This window comes from Pseudophaeobacter sp. EL27 (assembly GCF_900313025.1).
Classification (GTDB): Bacteria; Pseudomonadota; Alphaproteobacteria; order Rhodobacterales; family Rhodobacteraceae; genus Pseudophaeobacter.
In genome coordinates this window covers 21386-39748 of the sequence record NZ_OMPQ01000011.1, presented here as the reverse complement: position 1 = coordinate 39748, position 18363 = coordinate 21386, and the positions used below count along the sequence as shown (strand labels likewise).

The following is an 18363-nucleotide window of genomic DNA, read 5'->3' as shown; positions in this document are numbered from 1 at the left end:
TTTATTGCCCCAGATCAAAGACCCCCGTGCTGCGCTGCTGTCTGATGCCGGGTGACGGCGAACAGAAGGAGACAGACAATGTTGGAGATTTCCACACGCAAGGTTGCCCAGGTGGCGCTGATGGCCCGGGAACTGGGGCGGGCTGAAGGCGAGCTGCGGGCCTTTATCGAGCGGCTAGGCATGGATGAGCAGGCTGAACTTACCGCAGTGATGTGGATTGGCCGTGGCAGTTTTGAACCCGAAGAACTGGCGGAAGCCATCGCAACCGCCAAGTCTGAAGCCTCTACCCCGACGGCTGACTACCTGATCGGCACACCCCATCTGGCTGATAATATCGAGGCGGGCCTTGATGCGCTGGGCGTGGATGTGCAGGACGTCGAGGGGGATGTGATCGGCCGCTAGGTCGATCAACACCGGATTGGCTGGGCGGTACGATCAGAGCTGCGGTACCGCCAATTTTAAATCATTGGCTTCGGCACGGCTAAGCTGCTGGCCCTGTTTACGCTTGAGCAGCACCTCGCGAGCGCGGGCATATTGGTTATCCTGCCAGAAGATCATGCAGCCATTGCAGCCCTTGCCACAACAGCCCTCGACCCCAACGCGATTGGTTTTGAAGCGGCGCTCATTACCGTCTTCTTCGATGCTTTTGGCCAGGGCATTGCGGCGTTTCTCATAGGCCTTTGGGTTTTCCTTGCCGGTGATTTCCAGCCCCTGGGTGAGCTTGTCAAAGCGCACCCGGTTCCACTGCTCTTCGGTCAGGGCGCGTTCTTTTCGCATCACGGAGTACTGCGGGAAACGCGCCTTCAGATCCTCGATGTCTTCGTGATCAAACAGGGTGAAGGGCAGGCGGATCACAGTTTTGGTGCTGCCCTGTACGACCTCGGTGCGCTTGCCACTCGCGGCATTTTCAAAATCATAGACCCGCAACAACACGGTTTCGCGGGCGATGGGAGAGACAAATTCCAGCACCTCGCCGGCCATCAGCTTGTTCTTTACCTCGACGTGGAAGGCATCATCCGTCACCTCGGTGACAACCCCGGCATATTCCCACTGCGCCAAGGACGCGGTGTGCTCGTAGTTATGGGCGTAATTGGTCAGGCGCCCCTCGTGGAAGGCCAGGGTGTAGCCGCGATTCCCCACGGCTTCCAACTCGCGCATGTAGGGCTTGGGGTCCCAGTATTCCGGATCGGCGTAGTAATCATCAATCGCCATGCGGTAGGCGCGGGCGACGATGGCGCAGTAGTATTCTGACTTGCCGCGGCCCTCGACCTTCAGGCTGTCAACGCCGATCTCCAGATACTCGTTCAGCTTGGGCATGATGCAGAGATCTTTGGAGTTGAGGATATAAGAGCCGCGGGCGTCCTCCTCGATCGGCATCAGCTCACCGGGTCGGCAGCCCTCTTCGAGCAGGAACTCGAACATATCGGCATTGTCATCGGTGATCTGCAGATCCTGCACCGTGCCATCCTTGAGCCGCATCCGGAAAGTGTAGTTCCAGCGGCAGGAATTGGCGCAATTGCCCTGGTTGGCGCCGCGCTCGGCCATGAAATTCGACAGCAGGCAGCGCCCGGAGTAGGTCATGCACATGGCGCCATGCACAAAGGCCTCCAGCTTGATATCCGGGCATTTCACGCGGATCTCTTTCAACTCGGCAAAGGAGACTTCACGCGCCAACACGCAAAGCTCAGCCCCCTGATCCTGCCAGAATTTCACCGAGAGCCAGGAACAGATATTGCTCTGGGTGGAGATATGCAGCGGCAGCTCGGGCGCGCGGTCCTTTACGTATTGGAACACGCCGGGGTCGGCGATGATCAGCCCGTCGGGGCGCACCTTGCGGACGGTCTCAATGTATTCGTCCAGCTTGTCGATGTCTTTGTTATGGGAGAACAGGTTCAGCGTCAGATAGGCGCGCCGCCCATGGGTATGGCAGAATTCCACACCCTCAATCACTTCTTCGAGCGAGAACTCGGACTTGGTGCGCAGGGACATATCCGGGGTGCCCAGATAGACCGCATCCGCCCCGTACAGGATCGCGAGCTTGAGCTTGCGCAGGTTGCCTGCGGGCATCAAGAGTTCGGAACGATGTTCGGGAGATGTCGCGGAGCTGGTCATAGGCTTGGGTCTCTTCACCAGGACTGGAAAAGCGCGCCTATAGTGCAAGCCGGGTTGTCGCGATTTGATCTAGCGCAAATTGGCGCAGATGTGATCAGGCCAGCCCAGCAAAAAGCCGGGCTGGCAAGGCGGCGCTCCCTTCCGCCACAGGATGCGCCTGCGGTGGTCAGCTTTTCAGCGAGCAGGTGTTGATACCCAGAATTGAATAGAGCGGGCAATTGCCCAGCAACCCGGTGGCCAGGGGCACAATCCCGATCAAACCCCAAAGCGACTGTGGGCCAATAAAGACAAGTGAGAGCAGAACGATACCGGCGATGACGCGCAGGGTACGGTCAATTTTGCCTTCGTTTTTGGTCATGGGAGATCTCCTATTTAAGCTGTTGCCAAAAGCATAGCAAAAAGAAGATGTGAGGCGCGGTGACAGAGTCACCACCCTGGCAAAGAAAGTTATTTTTGTTCTGAAGTCTGCGCCAGCTCAGACGAATTGCAGATTCGAATACCGTCAGGGAGCTGTTCGACTATACCACGGCGGGCAAATTCCGCCAGGCGACGCGAGACATAGGCCCGGCCAGAGGCGGTTTCGGCGGCCAGGGCGGTGTGGGTGACGTGCACCACCCCTGTAGCATCGACAAGACGCAGCAGGACCTTGGCGAGCCGGGCGTCAAACCCTGTCAGGGCGACATCTTCGATCAATTGCTGATACTCACTGAACCGCAGCGCGACCGAGGTCAGCACCGTATTGCGAAAGTTCTCATCCTGTTGCATCACCTGGCGAAACTGGCCAGCCGGGATCAGATCTCCTTGCAGGTCTTCCTCAACAACGCCTTCGGCGGCATAGGTCTGGTCTTCGATCAGGCAGGTAAAGGTCTGCAGGCAAACTTCGCCGGGATGCACCCGGTAAAGCACCACTTCACGGCCACTGCTGCCGGTCAGGGTGACCTTGATACAACCCTGTTTCAGGATAAGAAATCCGGGGCACTCCTGTCCGGGGCTGAATAGAATTGTCCCCTTTGGGGCGGTGAATTTTTTTGCGAGACTCAACAGGGCTACTCCAGACGCAATTGCTGATACCGGATACCAGCGCGCCGGGGAGTGCAAGCCTGATCCAGATTTCCAGCCGGAAGAAACAAAAAGGGCCCGCTTGCGCAGGCCCTTTGAAAGGTCGGTTATCTGTTGCCTCAGGCCAGACGGTCTGTGACGTCCAGATGTTGGGCCAACTTGTTGATCTCGCCCATCCAGTTTTCCACCAGGGTGGCATCGCTGGGAGCGGCACTGACACCGGGGGCGATCTTGCCGTTCATCACCGCCTCGATGGCAAAGGAGACCGGGAAGGAGACCAGACGCGCCATGGCGGTGCCGCGCGCGTCACCCCAGGCATCCATCACATAGGTCTTGTGCCAGAGGGTCTCGCCAGCTTTCTCGGCCTTCAGGTCTACGCAAAGCACCACCCGGTCGGGTTCGCCCTCGTCGTAAGAATTCTCCTCCCAGAACTGATCCGACATTTCCTTCAGACGGGCGTCACCGGCTTCGCCTTCCAGGGTTTCGACTTCTTTGAAGACCCCATCCCAGGCCTCGGTCCAGCCGTTCAGGCGCAGGGTGCCGCGGACAAATTCCTTTACCTTCCAATCCGAGCCAAATTCGTACTGCCCCATGAAGGGCAGGGAATCGCGGTTTGGATAGACTTCAAAGCTCTCGGGTGTTGGCAATGGTGCGTCAAAGGTAGAGATCGCATCCCAGGGGCGGGCGACGTCGAATTCTTTGAAATCACGAATGGATTTTGACGGCGAACGCAGGGCTTTCAACACCCCCAGCGGCGACCAGCTGAACTTGTAGCGAAACGGGTTCGCTACCTTGGGAATGCCACCGCAATAGGACAGAAAGCTGACCTCATTGGCGGCGTCAAAGGCGGCGGAGGCCTTGTATTCATCCACCAGCGCATGGGCCATCAGATGGTCGATACCAGGGTCCAGGCCGACTTCGTTCACCAGGGCCACACCGGCCGCTTTGGCCTTGTCATTCAGCGCGCGCATTTCCGGTGCGATATAGGACGACGACACAAAATGCGCCCCCTTGGAGATCGCCAGTTCCGCCAGCGGCACGTGCCAGTCGCCGGGCAGCATCGAGACGACAACATCCGCCGGGCTGAGCATTTCGCCCAGGTTGTTGATGTCAAAGACATGGATGTTGGAGGTGAGATCGCCAACCGCCTCGCGGGCCTTGTCGGCTGTGCGGTTCCAGACCGCGACATCGTGGCCGGCCTCCAGCAGGCGACGCAGGCCGGGGATGGCAGACAGGCCAGTGCCGCACCAATGAATAGTCATGAGAGTTCTCCCTTATTTGTAGCGTAGTTTGGCGGCAACAATGCTCACCACAATGAGAATGGCGCAGAAATTGGCCAGGATGATCGGCCAGTCTCCCACCATCAGCCCGTAGCAGAACCACAGGCTGACAGTGAGCAGAAACATCAGATTTGCCGGCAAGGACAGGCCAGAGGTGTCGCGGCTTGCCCAGGCTTTCCAGGCCTGGGGGACCCAACAGACAGTGCCCATGAAGGCCGCAAAATATCCGACATAGAGTTCCATCAGGCGGGTACAAATTCGCGGAAGGTCGCCTCGGCCCGACCCCAGACACCGGACTTTAGGTCAATCAGTGTCAGGAGTGAGGGCAGCAGCTGTGCGGCATAGTCTTCAGAGCTTTCCACCGGCAGCATCGAGGGCAGGTTGTCGATCGCCATCACATCCATCACCGGATCATTGGCGACCCGCAGGGCGGGGGCCTCCCAGCTGGTGGCCTGATCATAGACCGGCACCGGGTTGTAATCGCTGTCGGGGTCGCAGGCGACATCGCCGATTGCTGTCAGTTTGCGCGCGGCGGTTAGCGCCTCGGCAGGCACAAAGACGGGGGTGCCGGGGCGGGCAAAGATGCAGTTGAGGAACAGATCATGCTGCAGGATCTCGGGGAAGGGGCCGCCGCTTGCGGTCTCCGCCATATCCCACTTGGTGACCGTGATTCCCATGGCCTCGCACAGATCCGCGGCGCCAGTGCCAACCCTGCCCATAGCGCCGATAACGATGGCCGTAGGGACATCCGCCTGCACGGCTTCCAGTTCAGCGCTTAGCTCGGCCAGCAGGGCGTCTTTGCCGGGGTAAACCCCAACCGGGCCACAGATCTCGCCGCGTTGCTGGGCGCACCAGCTCTTGAGGGTGACAGCCGCGCCCGCATAGCCGGCCCAATAGCCAAAGGCGGCAACCCGGCGGCCAGCCTCATCCACCAGATACTCCAGATCATAGAGCGTGCCGCCACCAGCGGTAAAACGATCCAGCAGCGCCTTGCCCGAGTGCTGGCCCTTGAAGGCATGACCAAACATGATGTGGCGATGTGGCAGTGGGGTGCCATCCTCTGGCAGTTCTTTCAGGCCAAAGATGATGGCATCGTTTGGGGCTGTGGGCCAGGAATTCTCCGGTGCGATCTCACAGCCGGCATCGATATAGCCCTGCAGGGGGATGGCCCGCACCGCGCTCTCCTCCACGGTGACCTTGATTCCGCCTGACAGGAGCGCCTTGGCGCCTTCGGGCGTCAGGCCAACGCGGTCTTCATTGGGGCGCTGTTCGGCCCGTACCCAGAGATGTGTCATTGTGGGATCCTTTAGAGCATGTCCTTGGCATAAACGGCGCGCACCGAGTCGCGCTGTTCCATTGCCGTCATGAAGGACTGTATTTTTGGAAAATCTGCAAGGGTGACACCATCGCCTGCCAGCCAGGTGCAGACCACATAGAGATAGCAATCCGCCAGGCTGATCTCGTCCCCTAGCACAAAGGGGCCGCGCAGCCCGTATTGGCTGAGATGGGCGCAGCTGTCCGCCATGGTCTGTGGCACTTTGGCCTGCATATCCTTGTAGCTAGAGGTCTTGCTGGCCCAGCGGCTGCCGCGCATTTTATGGGCGTGGTTCACATGCATGGTGGAGGCCAGGTAGTACATCACCTCGCGCATCCGGGCGAGCAGCACCGGGTCGCTGGGGCGCAGGCCTGCTGCGGGAGCGATATCAGCGATGTAGTCCAGCAGGGCGCCGGTCTCGGTCAGGATGCCGCCATCCACCGCCAATGCCGGCACCCGGGACTTGGGGTTGATCTGCGCATAGGCGGGGCTCAGATGTTCTTTGTCGGCAAAGCTGATCTTGATGGCCTCGTAATCGAGCCCGGCCTCTTCCAGTGCGATGGCTACAGCAACCGAAATGGTGCCAGAGGCGTAATAGAGTTGCATGTCGGATCTCCTGTTGGGGCTTGGCCTCAGATTGGGGTCTGGCCGTTATAGATGAGTTTGCGCGTATTGCCGATCCGCTGTGTCCAGATGCGGCACAGCGTTGAACAGCACCGGGCTCAGATGACCGCCAATGGGAAACAGCCGATGCATTGAGGTGTTCATGATCGCCAGAGCCATGCGGGCCATGCCATCGGTGTCCAGCCCCATGGCCTGACGCATGGCCATCGAGATAAAGCCACCAGAGGTCACCACCAGGGCAGGACCGTCGCCTGCGGCAATCTCCGCCAGAACCGATTGGGTGCGGCTTTCAAAATCACGCCAGCTTTCTGGAGGGTTTTCAATTTCGCCCGCGGCCCAGGCTTTGAAAACCTTTGGCAGATGCGCGATAAATCCTTCACGCTCCTGCGGGATGGCTAGGCCATGCTGGGCCTCCATGGCCTGGGCCATGGTGAAATACTCCATCTCGTTGAGACGCGGATCCTGACTGACTTCAACACAGCCCATGCCTGCGGCGGTCTCGATATGGCGGGTGAGGGTGCCGCAGTAGACGCGTGGATGATGGGCAGCGCTGCTGTCCAGATAGCTCCCCAGCCAAGCCGCCTGCTGATGGCCCAGCGTGCTGAGCCGGTCATAGCTCACTTCATCGCGGGCCTCTGTGTTGGCCTGCCCGTGACGGACCAGGGTAATATGTGTCATGCACCGCATCCTATTGTCGTTTCCCCGAATTTCATAAGTGAGCGGGCGGTGACATGGAAGAGTGCGTTTTGGTTGCATACAACTTTTTGGTGTTGTGAAAAATTTTAAGGTCTTATAGGGCGATTTAAGGTTAAAAATGTTCGATTTGGCTATTTCGCCTCATTGAAGAGTAAATGTTCCAGAACCCCGTCTTGACCATTGCACTGCGAGCAAAGCCATGAACTATATCCCAGAATGTAAGAAGATCCTGTGTCTTTCGCCAAGAGACGATACCGGTCGCCGAACCCCCCAAGCAGAGGTAACCACATGACCCTGAACCCTGATCGCTTTCTCGAAGATCTGCATCGATTGGGATCCTTTGGGGCCTCGGGTGTGGGGAAGGGCGTTGTGCGTCCAGCCTTCACTGCGGTGGATATTGCAGCCCGGCGCTGGCTTGCCTCCCGAATGGAGGAGGCAGGATTGAAAACTCATTTTGACCCCATCGGTAACCTCTTTGGTCTCAACGGTGAGAAATCCCTGCTAATCGGCTCTCATAGCGACAGTCAGCCCGAGGGTGGTTGGCTGGATGGCGCCTTGGGCGTGGTGGCTGGGCTCGAGATTGCACGGGCTTCGATAGAGGCAGGTGGCCCACCGATCTCGGTGGCCAATTTCCAGGACGAAGAAGGGCGCTTTGGTGTTTTGACCGGTTCGGATGTCTGGACTGGCAGCATTTCTCTGGCTGAGGCGGATATGTTTACCGACACGGATGGGCTGGCGCTGGGCGCGGTTCGTGCCCGAATGGCAGGGCGAGCCCGTGAGTTTTTGCCCCATGACATGTTCACCGGTTTTCTTGAGATGCATATCGAGCAGGGGCCGGGCATGGATGTCTCAGGCGATCAGATTGGTGTGGTCAGCGATATTGTTGGCATTCGCGAGGTCCGTATCAAGATAACCGGCCGCCAGAACCATGCAGGCACCACGCCGATGGCGCTGCGCCAGGATGCGTTCCAGGCACTGTCCAATTTCAACCAGCGCATAAATGAGCGTTTTTCTGCAGTGGCGACCCCTGCCACGGTCTGGACGCTTGGGCATGCTGAAATCAGCCCTAATGCTTCCTCTGTTATACCGGGGGTAGCGCATTTCTCATTGCAATGGCGGGATGGGGATTTTGCGCGCCTGAATTATATGGAAACCATCCTGCGGGAGGTCGCAGAAGAAGTTTCCCGTGATCAGGACGTCAAGATCGAATTGGGCAAGGTTGGCGCGATTGAACCTGCTGCGATGGATCCGCGCCTTAAGGAGGCCCTGCGCAACGCGGCAGAGGAGCTTGCGCCAGGAAAATGGCTGGATCTGCCGTCAGGTGCGCTGCATGACGCGGCCAATGTGTCCCGTGTGATGCCTGCTGCGATGCTCTTTGTGCCCTCGATTGGTGGCATCAGCCATGCCTTTGATGAAGACACCAAAGAGGCGGATCTGGTGAAGGGGCTGGAAGTCCTGAACAGGGCGGCGCTTTCTGTGTGACCCTGTCCCAGGGCCGGGGTCAGCTGCGGGCATAGCCGCGTTTCAACATGCGGTTGCGATGCTTGTCTGCCGCCAGAGAGGCTTCACGCAGGTTGTCATAGTTGTTGATCACGCTCTGGCCATTGCTGCCCGCAAACCCCCATTCTCTGAGCACCGAAACCTCAGAAAACAGGTTTAGCGCCAGTTCAATCCGGTAGAAACGAGAGCGGCGGCTTTGCGCTTGGTTATAGAGAAGACAGGTGGCCATGAAGTGATTCTATACCAAGGCGATTCGCTTCGGCAAGAGCTGGATCAGCTCCAGGTCACATCGCCAAGGAAGATATAGCCGGCACCGTAGATCGTTTTGATCAGTCGGGGATTTTTGGGGTCTTCGCGCAGCTTGGTGCGCAGACGTGATACCCGTACATCCATGGCCCGGTCAAAGCTGTCACCGGCGCCGCCACCCAGGCTTTCCTGCATCTGCGCCCGCGAGATCAGGCGTTTTGGACTGTCGAGGAACAGACGCAGCACTTCGCCTTCGGCATGAGAAAACGGCACTTCGACGCCCTTGTCATCTTCGAGCAGATAGCGGTCAAAATGCGCCGTCCACCCGGCAAACTGAGCGGAGTTTCCACTTACCGGCTGGCTGCGGGGGCCAGACCGCAGGCGGGCGCGAATACGGGCCACCACCTCGGCCGGATCAAAGGGCTTGGTGATATAGTCATCAGCTCCCAGTTCCAGCCCGGTGATGCGGTCCTGCACCTGGGCGCGACCAGAGATAATGATCACTGCCGCGCCCTGCTCCAGCGCCAGACGGTGCACCAGGGCCAGACCATCCACATCCGGCAGCGACAGATCGACTAGACAGACATCCGGTGTCACCCGCTTCAGCGAGGCTTCGAATTCGCGGGCACGGGCAAAGCTCTGGGTGCGAAACCCGGCGTCTTGCAGGCATTCGGTGAGGATTTGGCGAATTTCCGGTTCATCGTCCAGAATGGTGACAAGAGGCGCGGTCATGCAGATGTCTCCGGGGTGATGAGGGCCGACAGTTGTTGTGTTGTAAAGGGTTTTTGCAGCACGGGTCCAGCCTTGAGAGCCATGCGGAATTGCGGATCATTGGGTGGCAAAGAGGTCATGAGCACAATAGGCAGATGCGATCCTTTCAGGCGTTGCGCCAGATCAATGCCGGTGGCTTCGCCCTCCAGGCGCACATCTGACAGCACCAGGGCGATATCTGGCAGGTCGGCTGCCAGAGCAGAGGCCTCGTCAACGCTGGTGGCCTCGATCACTGAATAGCCAAGATCAATCAGCATATCGCGGAAGGTGGCGCGCAGCTCTTCGCTGTCCTCGACCAGGAGGGCCAGCCCGCCCTTCGGGTCGGGTGCAAGCCGGTAGGGCAGGCGCAGGGTGACGCTGGCGCCTGATACCGTGTTGCCCACCCGCATGTCGCCACCAGCAGATTTGGCCATGTCGTAGACCATAGGCAAACCCAGGCCGGACCCCTCGCTGCCTTTGGTGGTGAAAAAGGGGTTGAGCGCGTTCTTGAGCGCATCACTTGAGAAACCGGGGCCGGTATCCGTGACGCTGAGTTCCAGCCAGACCTTGCCAACCACATGGGCGCTAACGGTGATCTGGCCATTTATGCCACAGGCATCGCGCGCGTTGAGGATCAGGTTCAACAACGCATCCTGCAGCTTGCCTGCATCCAGCAAGAGCAGCACGTCAGGGGTGTTATCCAGCACACTGAGCCCCAGCCCCTGCGGCAATGACGGGGTGGCGAGGATTTTCAGCTCGGACAGCAGCGCATGCATATTTGTGGCCTGCGGACGCAGGCTGCGTTGTCCGGTCATCTCGCCGATCCGGTTCAACAACCGCCCACCGCGTCGGGCTGCAGACAGGGTGCCGCGTATCATCTCCTGTGCGGCTTGTGGCAGCTCCATCTTCTCGAGCTTGCCCTGCATGCCCAGGATAATGGTCAGCAGATTGGAAAAATCATGTGCCAGCCCCGAAGTCATCTGGGCGGCCATTTCACGACGGCGCGCTTGTTGCAAAGCAACGCGGGCCTGGGTTTCCTCGGTCACATCCATCGATAGAATATAGACGCCCCCGCCGTGATCGGGGGTAAAGGCCACCCGGATGCGACGACTGTCATGGGCTTCGGTGAATTCAAAAACCGGGCTGCTGCCCTTATAGGCTGCCATCAGATGTGGTTCGATCTTGGCAAAGGCCTGCGGCCCCAGCGCGTTGGAAATATGCATTTCCAGAATATCCGAGGGCCGGCTGGGAAAGACCGAGCTGAGACGTCGATTGGTATAGGTATAATAGCCATCGGCATCGACATGGGCGATATGGGCTGGCATCATCTCGGTGGTGAGCCGGGTGCGGCCCTCGATTTCGGTGAGCTGTCGTTTGGCTTCCTCTAGCGCGGTGATGGTGGCGGCCAGTTTGCGGTTGGTCGCCGAGAGCTCCTCGGTGTGAGAGATCAACCGGTCCGACATTTCCTCAGAGCGAGCACGCAAAAGCTGTTCGACCCGTTTTGTGCGGCTGATGTCAGTATAGACCGCAACCCAGCCGCCCTGCGGCAGAGGTGCCCCTTCGATAGAAATTACCTGACCATTGGCACGGGTCCGTTCGATGTAATGGGGTTCAAAATCCAGCGCCTGTTCAACGCGGGCAGTGACAAACTCCTCAATATCATCCATGGGGCCATATTCGCCACTGACGGCGATATGGCGAATGGTATCGTCAAAGCGGGCGCCGGGGCTGACCAGTTCATTGGGCAGGTTGAACATTTCCTGAAAACGGCTGTTGCAGACCGCCAGACGCAGCTCACTGTCATAGATCGAGATCGCCTGAGCAATCAGGTTCAACCCGGCGGTGGTCATCGCGGCCCGTGATTTGTCGGATGTGTTCATGCTGTCTCCCCGCCTTGGGGTAACATCTTGGCACAAAAGAGCAAGGGCGGCGCGACGACGCGGGTCTGGCCTATCTGCCTTTGAGGGCGCGCATCGCTGCGCGGGTGCCGGGGCCGACCTTGCCATCAATCGCGCCCGAATACAGTCCCAGATCGCGGAGCCTGCGCTGCATGGCCATCAGGGTGCTTTGGCGCCAGGAATCGTTGGACCAGCCCAGCGGGGTTTCGCTCCCCAATTTCAACCCGTCGATGTAGTAGGCAACAGCACGCTGGTCATTCTGGGCAACGCCGCGACCAAGTTCATACTGTACCCCGATGTTGACGGTTGCGGTGGCATTTCCCTGATCTGCCGCCTTATGGTACCAACTCAGCGCTTGGCTGTAGCTTTGCCTTACGCCGCGGCCCTTTTCATACATCCAGCCGAGCGAGGTCTGGGCCTTTGGCAAATCACGCGCTGCGGCCCTTCGGAGCCAGCGCACGGCCTCTACATCATTCTGGGCAACCCCATGCCCCTCGCGGTGAAAGATGCCAATCTTGTATATGGCGTTGAGATAGTCTGCCTGTGCGGCCTTTTGATACCAGCTATAGGCGCGGGAATAGCTCTGGCTGACGCCGCGGCCGTTTTCATACATCCAGGCGAGGTTGTATTGGGCACGTGGGTGATCTCTGTTGGCGGCCTTGCGGTACCAGGACACGGCCAGCGCGTCATCCTGCGGCACTGCGCGGCCCTTTTCATACATCCAGCCAAGCTGGGTTTCCGCAATCGGGTATCCCTGATTGGCGGCGCGTCTGAGGTAGGTGACCGCGCGCTGGTCACTTTGGCTCACGCCCTGGCCCTTGCGATACATCAGCGCCAGATTGGTTTGCGCCATGGGATCCTGAGCCGCGGCTGCAGCGCGATAATGAGATAGGGCTTGGGGTAAATTGTCCGCCTTGTCATAGGCACGGGCCAAAAAGGCCTGAGCCGCCGGAACATCTGGATTGAGCTGGACTGCCCGTTTGCAGGTGAGGATCGCGGTCGAAGCCCTCAGATCGTCCCACTCAATGCCGGCTGATTTTATACGCTGGCGCGTCAAAAGCGGATGGCGTGGGTGTCCGGCAGCATCGGCGCAGGACACCAGCGATGCCTGTTGTCTCGTGGGCGATGGTGTTGCGACGGTTTCGGTTGGGCTAGGGCGCGCAGGCGCAGTTGGGGCAGGCGAAGGACTGCTGCCAGCAAAGGCAGAGGCAGGAACATTGCCTTTGTTCTTGGAAAGCAGCGCCAGAAACTGATCAGGATTCGGCGCCGGTTCCGCCTGTTCCGCCGGAGTGGGGGCAACTGGCGCGGGTTCGGCCTGAGCCGATGCGGTTTCCTGATTTGCAGACTCGGTCTGCGCGCGGGTTTGTGGCGTGGTGACAGGCGGTGGTGCAGCGTCACAGCGCAGGTTCACATAGGATTCGGCGATGGGCGCAAAAGTGTGATCCGCACAGTGGGCTTGATAGGCCATATAGGCGTAACATTGGTCTGTGTCCTGCGCGACCTTGAACAAGGCGCTACATTGATCAAGAGCCGCGGTTTGCACAGCCGCATCCGCAGCGGGCTGTGGCGGCTCCGGGGTCTGGGCCCCACATTGCCCGGCGAGGCAGATTCGCTCGGTTGTCTGATCGTAATAGGCCGGCAACTGTTGGTGTCCGCCATAGGAGGCTGCTTGCCGGGTGGTCTGTCTGCGGGCATCCAGAATGGCATCCTGTAAATAGGTGCCGGGTTTCAGATGCTGAACAAAGTTGCGGGTAAAGACCGAGAGCTTCTGGTCCGGGCTATCGGTCGGTAAATGGTCCAAGGCCTGCTGCCCCTTGCCAGCTGAATAGACAATGAAGGTTCCGGTGCTGGGCAATACCGGTGTCAGCCCGCGCGTTACACCGATGGATTTTGTCCCAGGGCTTTGCAAGAAGGGGCTGTCGCGACAGGCATCAATCACTGCAATTGTCAGGGCTACACCCTTGGCTTCCAGCTCATCCAGCAACCCGCTATGGCCGTTTTGCAGCGCAATGGTGGCATCCTCCAGCAGCTTTTGGAACTCTGGTTGCGGGCGCTGCACCTCGGTTGGAACAATGTAGTTGACCCTGCCATTGCTCCAGCCGTGGCCGGAATAGACAAAGGCGACGTCATCCCCGGGGGCGACCTGATTGAGGAAGCTGTAAAAGGCATGCAGGGTCTGGCGTCGGTCCAGATCCTTGTTCAGCGTCACCGCAAAGCCTAAGCCCTCAAGTGCCTCTGCATAGGCTTCGGCATCGGCATGGGTATTGGCAAGATCCCCCAGTTCGGCGTAATCGGAGTTCCCCAATATGAAAGCATGCCGGGCGGCAAGCGCAGGGGTGGCGAACAAAAGGGGCAGAATCAAAGCCAGAATTTGCCTCATTTATCCCCCATCCCTCAATACTCGCACTGTTACAATGTTGGCCGGCGGGTGCCCGTCTTGGCAAGAGTTGTGATCTATAACCTCTCTCTTTATGCGAAAACCCATAGAAAAAAGCTGTTCAGGCAGGCTGTTACAATTCGTTAGATTTGTGAAAACTTCACGAAAAAGTTGACCGGCTAGCATGGGGAAGTCCCTAATCGGGACCAGAATCGTGTGACCACGATCTGCCGGTCGGGGAAGGCCGGAATGGGAGGAGAAAGACATTGGCTCAGATGCAGTCAGGCGCTGCGGGGAAACTCTCCCTGCCGGCGCTGCTTGAACGCAACGTTGCGGAATTTGGTGATCAGCCGGCCTACCGCGAAAAAGAATTTGGCATTTGGCAGTGCTGGACCTGGGCGGAAACCGCCAAGGAGATCGAGTCACTGGCGCTTGGTCTTATCAATCTTGGTGTGAATGAGGGTGACTTTATCGCCATCATCGGCGGCAACCGTCCCTATTTGTACTGGTCGATGGTTGCAGCCCAATCCGTGGGCGCCATTCCGGTACCGCTGTATCAGGATGCCAACGCAGAAGAGATGGCCTATGTGCTGGATCACTGTGGCGCACGGTTTGTGATCGCCGCGGATCAGGAGCAGGTCGACAAGGTGATCGAGGTGCAGGATCAGTTGCACCAATTCGAGCATCTGATCTATCTGGACCCACGGGGACTGCGCAAATACGACCACCACACGCTGCATGAGTATTCCCATGTTCAGAACCAGGGTCGCGCCGCCTATGACGAATGGATCACCGATCTGAATGCACGTCGCGCCAAGCTGACCTACGACAGCACCTGTGTGATGCTTTATACTTCGGGCACCACCGGCAAACCCAAGGGCGTGGTTCTGTCGAACCGCAATATCATTGAGAGCGCCAAGAACGCTTGTGAATTTGATAAGCTGAAGCAGACAGATGAGATCCTCGCCTATCTGCCGATGGCCTGGGTTGGTGACTTCATCTTCTCGATTGGTCAGGCCTATTGGGCGGGCTTCTGTGTGAACTGCCCCGAAAGCCCCGAGACCATGATGACCGATCTGCGTGAGATCGGCCCGAGCTACTACTTTGCGCCACCGCGCGTTTTTGAAACCCAGTTGACCAATGTGATGATCCGCATGGAAGACGCGGGCAACTTCAAACGCAAGATGTTCCATTACTTTATGGAGCACGCCAAAAAGGTCGGCCCCAGCATTCTGGACGGCAAGCCCATCGGCATGATGGACCGGCTGAAATACAAGCTGGGCGATCTGATGGTCTATGGCCCGCTGAAAGACACGCTTGGCTTTGGCAATGTGCGCGTCGGCTATACCGCTGGTGAAGCCATTGGTCCGGAAATCTTTGAATTCTATCGCTCGCTGGGGATCAACCTCAAACAGCTTTATGGTCAGACCGAAGCCACCGTATTCATCACCGTGCAGCCTGACGGCGAAGTGCGGGCGGATACTGTTGGTGTGCCGGCGCCGGATGTGGAAATCCGCATCTCTGACAACGGTGAGATTTTCTACCGCAGTCCGGGCACCTTTGTGGAATACTACAAAAACCCCGAAAGCACCGCAGATACCAAGGATCCCGAAGGCTGGGTTGCAACCGGGGATGCTGGCTTCTTTGAAGAGAAGTCAGGCCACCTGCGCATCATTGACCGGGCCAAGGACGTTGGCAAAATGGCCGATGGCAGCATGTTCGCGCCCAAATTTGTCGAGAACAAACTGAAGTTCTATCCCGACATCCTTGAGGCCGTGCTGTTTGGCAATGAAAAAGACCGCTGTGTCGCTTTCATCAATATCGACCTCTCGGCGGTGGGCAACTGGGCGGAACGCAACAATATCGCCTATGCTTCTTACCAGGAACTGGCGGGTCACCCCAAGGTTCTGGCCTCGATCCAGGAACATGTCTCGGCGGTGAACAAATCTGTTGCTGAAGATCCGATGTTGTCGGGCTGTCAGGTGCATCGCTTTGTGGTTCTGCACAAGGAACTGGATGCGGATGACGGCGAGATGACCCGGACCCGTAAGGTGCGTCGTCGGATTGTCGAAGACAAATTCGCAGATATCATCGGGGCGCTTTATGATGGCTCGGGTGAGATTTCGACAACTACCGAGGTGACCTATGAGGACGGTCGCAAAGGCGCCATCTCAGCGACACTGACCATCATCGACGCGGATCTATCCGCCTCTGCTCAGCAGCGGGTGGCCGCAGAATGAGCAATCAGAACTCAGACTGGCGCATTGCCCGTTCTGAACCGCTTGGGCTGACCTCAGACCAGGTCGGGACAGTGTTCGGGATGGAAGGCAGTATGCACCACCTGGCGGATCATAAACGGTGCGCTGAACCCACGGGTTCGGCGGCTGATACTGGCACGGCTTTCAGAGGGGGACAGGCCTTTGCGTCTGCACTCAAGTGCCATGTCCAACAGGCAACCGTGCTCGAATTCGCTAAACATTGCAGGGATCTCCTTGCTGCTCATCTTTCTCAAGTGTCCGCCAAAATGATTAACATTTTAGTGTGGCGAAATAATGGAGACGTCACCCATGCTTGACCAATCCGATAGCTATGTCACCGAAGACGGTCGCACGATTGGCGGCGTGGTGATGGAAATGAAGAACATCACCCTGCGCTTTGGCGGTGTGGTGGCGATCAAAGATATCTCTTTTGATATCCGTGAAGGCGAAATTCGTGCCATCATCGGCCCCAACGGCGCTGGTAAGTCCTCGATGCTGAACGTGATCTCGGGCTTTTACGTGCCACAAGAGGGCACTGTTGAGTTCCACGGCAAGCCGCGTCCGCAGATGCGTCCCTATGAGGTGGCACAGCAGGGTATCGCCCGGACCTTCCAGAACATCGCCCTGTTTGAAGGCATGAGCGTGCTGGACAACGTGATGACTGGCCGCCTGAACCACATGAAATCGGGTCTGTTCCAGCAGGCGCTGTGGAAAGGTAAAGCCGAGAAAGAAGAAACCGCCAACCGTGAAGTAGTTGAAAAGGTTATCGACTTTCTCGAAATTCAGCACATCCGTAAAACCCCGGTGGCACGTCTGCCTTATGGTTTGAAAAAGCGGGTTGAGCTGGCGCGTGCCCTGGCGGCCGAGCCTAAGCTGTTGCTGCTGGATGAACCCATGGCCGGTATGAACGTCGAGGAAAAAGAGGACATGTCCCGCTTTATTCTCGATGTGAATGACGAGTTTGGCACCACCATCGCCCTGATCGAACACGATATGGGTGTTGTGATGGATCTCTCTGATCGCGTGGTGGTGATGGATTACGGCAAGAAGATCGGCGACGGCACACCAGATGAAGTGCGCAACAACCAGGCCGTCATCGACGCCTATCTCGGTGTGGCACATGACTAAAGTTCTGACAGATATGAGGAGAGTGACTGATGTCTGACCAGTTTCTTTTTGCAACCGAAGTCTTTTTCAACGGGCTGATGGCCGGGGTGCTTTATGCGCTCGTGGCGCTGGGCTTTGTTCTGATCTACAAGGCTTCCGGCATTTTCAACTACGCCCAGGGCGTTATGGCGCTGTTTGCAGCGATGACCCTGGTGGGCATCATGCAGGGGCAGGTTCCCTTCAGCCATATCATCAACGCGATGTTTGGCACCGAGGTGCACCACTTTGGCTGGCATGTGCCTGCACTGTTGGCGATCCTGTTGACGGTTGGCGTGATGGTGATCTTTGCCTGGCTGGTACAGCGCATAGTCATGCGCCATCTGGTTGGCCAGGAGCCGATCATCCTGTTCATGGCCACCATCGGCCTGGCCTATTTCCTCGAAGGGTTCTCCGACCTGATGTGGGGCTCCGAGATCAAAAAGCTCGACGTGGGTCTGCCGCAGGGTGGTTCCTTCTGGATCGAAGACATGACCGCAGGTCTGGGCTCGGATAACTTTTACGGCTTCTTCATTGACCAGCTGGACATCGTTGCCACTGTGATTGCTGCCTTCCTGGTGGCGGGTCTGGTGCTCTTTGCGCAGTACACCAAACAGGGCCGCGCCATGCGGGCTGTTGCGGATGATCACCAGGCGGCGCTGTCGGTTGGCATCTCGCTGAACTTCATCTGGGTTCTGGTCTGGTCGGTTGCGGGCTTTGTCGCCCTGGTGGCCGGGATCGTCTGGGGCACCAAATCGGGCGTGCAGTTCTCACTGTCGCTGATCGCGCTCAAGGCCCTGCCGGTTCTGATGCTGGGTGGCTTTACCTCGATCCCTGGCGCCATCGTGGGTGGCTTGATCATTGGTGTCGGCGAGAAACTCTTTGAATTTGCCATCGGCCCCATGGTGGGCGGCGCGACCGAGAACTGGTTTGCCTATGTTCTGGCGCTGCTCTTCCTGGTGTTCCGACCTCAGGGCCTGTTTGGCGAAAAGATTATCGAGAGGGTCTGACCTCATATAGCAAGACTGGCCTCCCCGCTCCGATGGGATGGGGAGGTATCATGGAAACCTCGCAGCCTGCATCTGGTTTGGTGCACCGCAAATTA

General features: G+C 58.2%; 18 protein-coding genes. 5 read left to right on the top strand and 13 right to left on the bottom strand.

Annotated features, from left to right (window positions below; all coding sequences use genetic code 11):
• Positions 1 to 78 precede the first annotated feature (78 nt).
• Positions 79 to 402, top strand: coding sequence for a DUF3775 domain-containing protein (locus ED661_RS12565; RefSeq protein WP_122074275.1), 324 nt, complete (start codon positions 79 to 81; stop codon positions 400 to 402).
• Between the two features lie 33 nt (positions 403 to 435).
• Here the strand turns inward: ED661_RS12565 and ED661_RS12560 are convergent, their stop codons facing one another.
• From ED661_RS12560 to ED661_RS12525, 8 genes are all read right to left on the bottom strand, one after another.
• Positions 436 to 2112 (bottom strand): U32 family peptidase, encoded by a 1677-nt coding sequence (locus ED661_RS12560; RefSeq protein ID WP_122074274.1) that lies wholly within the window; start codon positions 2110 to 2112, stop codon positions 436 to 438.
• Positions 2113 to 2278: 166 nt separating this feature from the next.
• Positions 2279 to 2470 (bottom strand): DUF2892 domain-containing protein, encoded by a 192-nt coding sequence (locus ED661_RS12555; RefSeq protein WP_054458360.1) that lies wholly within the window; start codon positions 2468 to 2470, stop codon positions 2279 to 2281.
• 89 nt (positions 2471 to 2559) lie between these two features.
• Complete coding sequence (locus ED661_RS12550) at positions 2560 to 3153, bottom strand: Crp/Fnr family transcriptional regulator (protein ID WP_122074273.1); 594 nt, start codon at positions 3151 to 3153, stop codon at positions 2560 to 2562.
• Between the two features lie 137 nt (positions 3154 to 3290).
• Positions 3291 to 4433, bottom strand: coding sequence for a saccharopine dehydrogenase family protein (locus tag ED661_RS12545; RefSeq protein WP_122074272.1), 1143 nt, complete (start codon positions 4431 to 4433; stop codon positions 3291 to 3293).
• A gap of 12 nt (positions 4434 to 4445) precedes the next feature.
• Positions 4446 to 4694 (bottom strand): SemiSWEET family sugar transporter, encoded by a 249-nt coding sequence (locus ED661_RS12540; protein WP_122074271.1) that lies wholly within the window; start codon positions 4692 to 4694, stop codon positions 4446 to 4448.
• A complete protein-coding gene (locus ED661_RS12535) occupies positions 4694 to 5746 on the bottom strand; it encodes a saccharopine dehydrogenase (RefSeq protein ID WP_122074270.1) in 1053 nt (350 codons plus the stop codon). The genes ED661_RS12540 and ED661_RS12535 overlap by 1 nt, the downstream gene beginning before the upstream one ends.
• A gap of 11 nt (positions 5747 to 5757) precedes the next feature.
• Entirely contained in the window at positions 5758 to 6372 is a 615-nt protein-coding gene (locus ED661_RS12530) for a glutathione S-transferase family protein (RefSeq protein WP_122074269.1), read from the bottom strand.
• Between the two features lie 45 nt (positions 6373 to 6417).
• Positions 6418 to 7068, bottom strand: coding sequence for a histidine phosphatase family protein (locus ED661_RS12525; protein ID WP_122074268.1), 651 nt, complete (start codon positions 7066 to 7068; stop codon positions 6418 to 6420).
• Between the two features lie 306 nt (positions 7069 to 7374).
• Here ED661_RS12525 and ED661_RS12520 point away from each other — a divergent pair, with 306 nt between their 5' ends.
• Positions 7375 to 8568: a hydantoinase/carbamoylase family amidase gene (locus ED661_RS12520; RefSeq protein WP_122074267.1), complete on the top strand. Its 1194-nt coding sequence runs from the start codon at positions 7375 to 7377 to the stop codon at positions 8566 to 8568.
• 19 nt (positions 8569 to 8587) lie between these two features.
• Here ED661_RS12520 and ED661_RS12515 read toward each other — a convergent pair whose 3' ends face one another.
• The 4 genes from ED661_RS12515 to ED661_RS12500 all read right to left on the bottom strand — a co-directional run bounded on the left by ED661_RS12515 (position 8588) and on the right by ED661_RS12500 (position 13860).
• Positions 8588 to 8815, bottom strand: coding sequence for a WGR domain-containing protein (locus ED661_RS12515; RefSeq protein WP_122074266.1), 228 nt, complete (start codon positions 8813 to 8815; stop codon positions 8588 to 8590).
• Between the two features lie 44 nt (positions 8816 to 8859).
• Complete coding sequence (locus tag ED661_RS12510) at positions 8860 to 9564, bottom strand: response regulator transcription factor (RefSeq protein WP_122074265.1); 705 nt, start codon at positions 9562 to 9564, stop codon at positions 8860 to 8862.
• Positions 9561 to 11462: a PAS-domain containing protein gene (locus tag ED661_RS12505; protein ID WP_122074264.1), complete on the bottom strand. Its 1902-nt coding sequence runs from the start codon at positions 11460 to 11462 to the stop codon at positions 9561 to 9563. Before ED661_RS12505 ends, ED661_RS12510 begins: the two co-directional genes overlap by 4 nt.
• A gap of 70 nt (positions 11463 to 11532) precedes the next feature.
• Positions 11533 to 13860, bottom strand: a complete 2328-nt coding sequence (locus tag ED661_RS12500; RefSeq protein ID WP_122074263.1) for a caspase family protein — start codon at positions 13858 to 13860, stop codon at positions 11533 to 11535.
• A gap of 272 nt (positions 13861 to 14132) precedes the next feature.
• Between ED661_RS12500 and ED661_RS12495 the strand changes: the two genes are divergently transcribed.
• Complete coding sequence (locus ED661_RS12495) at positions 14133 to 16097, top strand: AMP-binding protein (protein WP_122074262.1); 1965 nt, start codon at positions 14133 to 14135, stop codon at positions 16095 to 16097.
• A 53-nt stretch (positions 16098 to 16150) separates the two neighbouring features.
• Here ED661_RS12495 and ED661_RS12490 read toward each other — a convergent pair whose 3' ends face one another.
• On the bottom strand, positions 16151 to 16336 hold the full coding sequence (locus tag ED661_RS12490) for a hypothetical protein (protein ID WP_122074641.1): 186 nt from the start codon (positions 16334 to 16336) through the stop codon (positions 16151 to 16153).
• An 88-nt stretch (positions 16337 to 16424) separates the two neighbouring features.
• Between ED661_RS12490 and ED661_RS12485 the strand changes: the two genes are divergently transcribed.
• Both ED661_RS12485 and ED661_RS12480 read left to right on the top strand, forming a co-directional pair.
• Positions 16425 to 17243, top strand: a complete 819-nt coding sequence (locus tag ED661_RS12485; protein WP_009810076.1) for an ABC transporter ATP-binding protein — start codon at positions 16425 to 16427, stop codon at positions 17241 to 17243.
• A 29-nt stretch (positions 17244 to 17272) separates the two neighbouring features.
• Positions 17273 to 18268, top strand: a complete 996-nt coding sequence (locus ED661_RS12480) for a branched-chain amino acid ABC transporter permease (RefSeq protein ID WP_122074261.1) — start codon at positions 17273 to 17275, stop codon at positions 18266 to 18268.
• Positions 18269 to 18363: the final 95 nt, after the last annotated feature.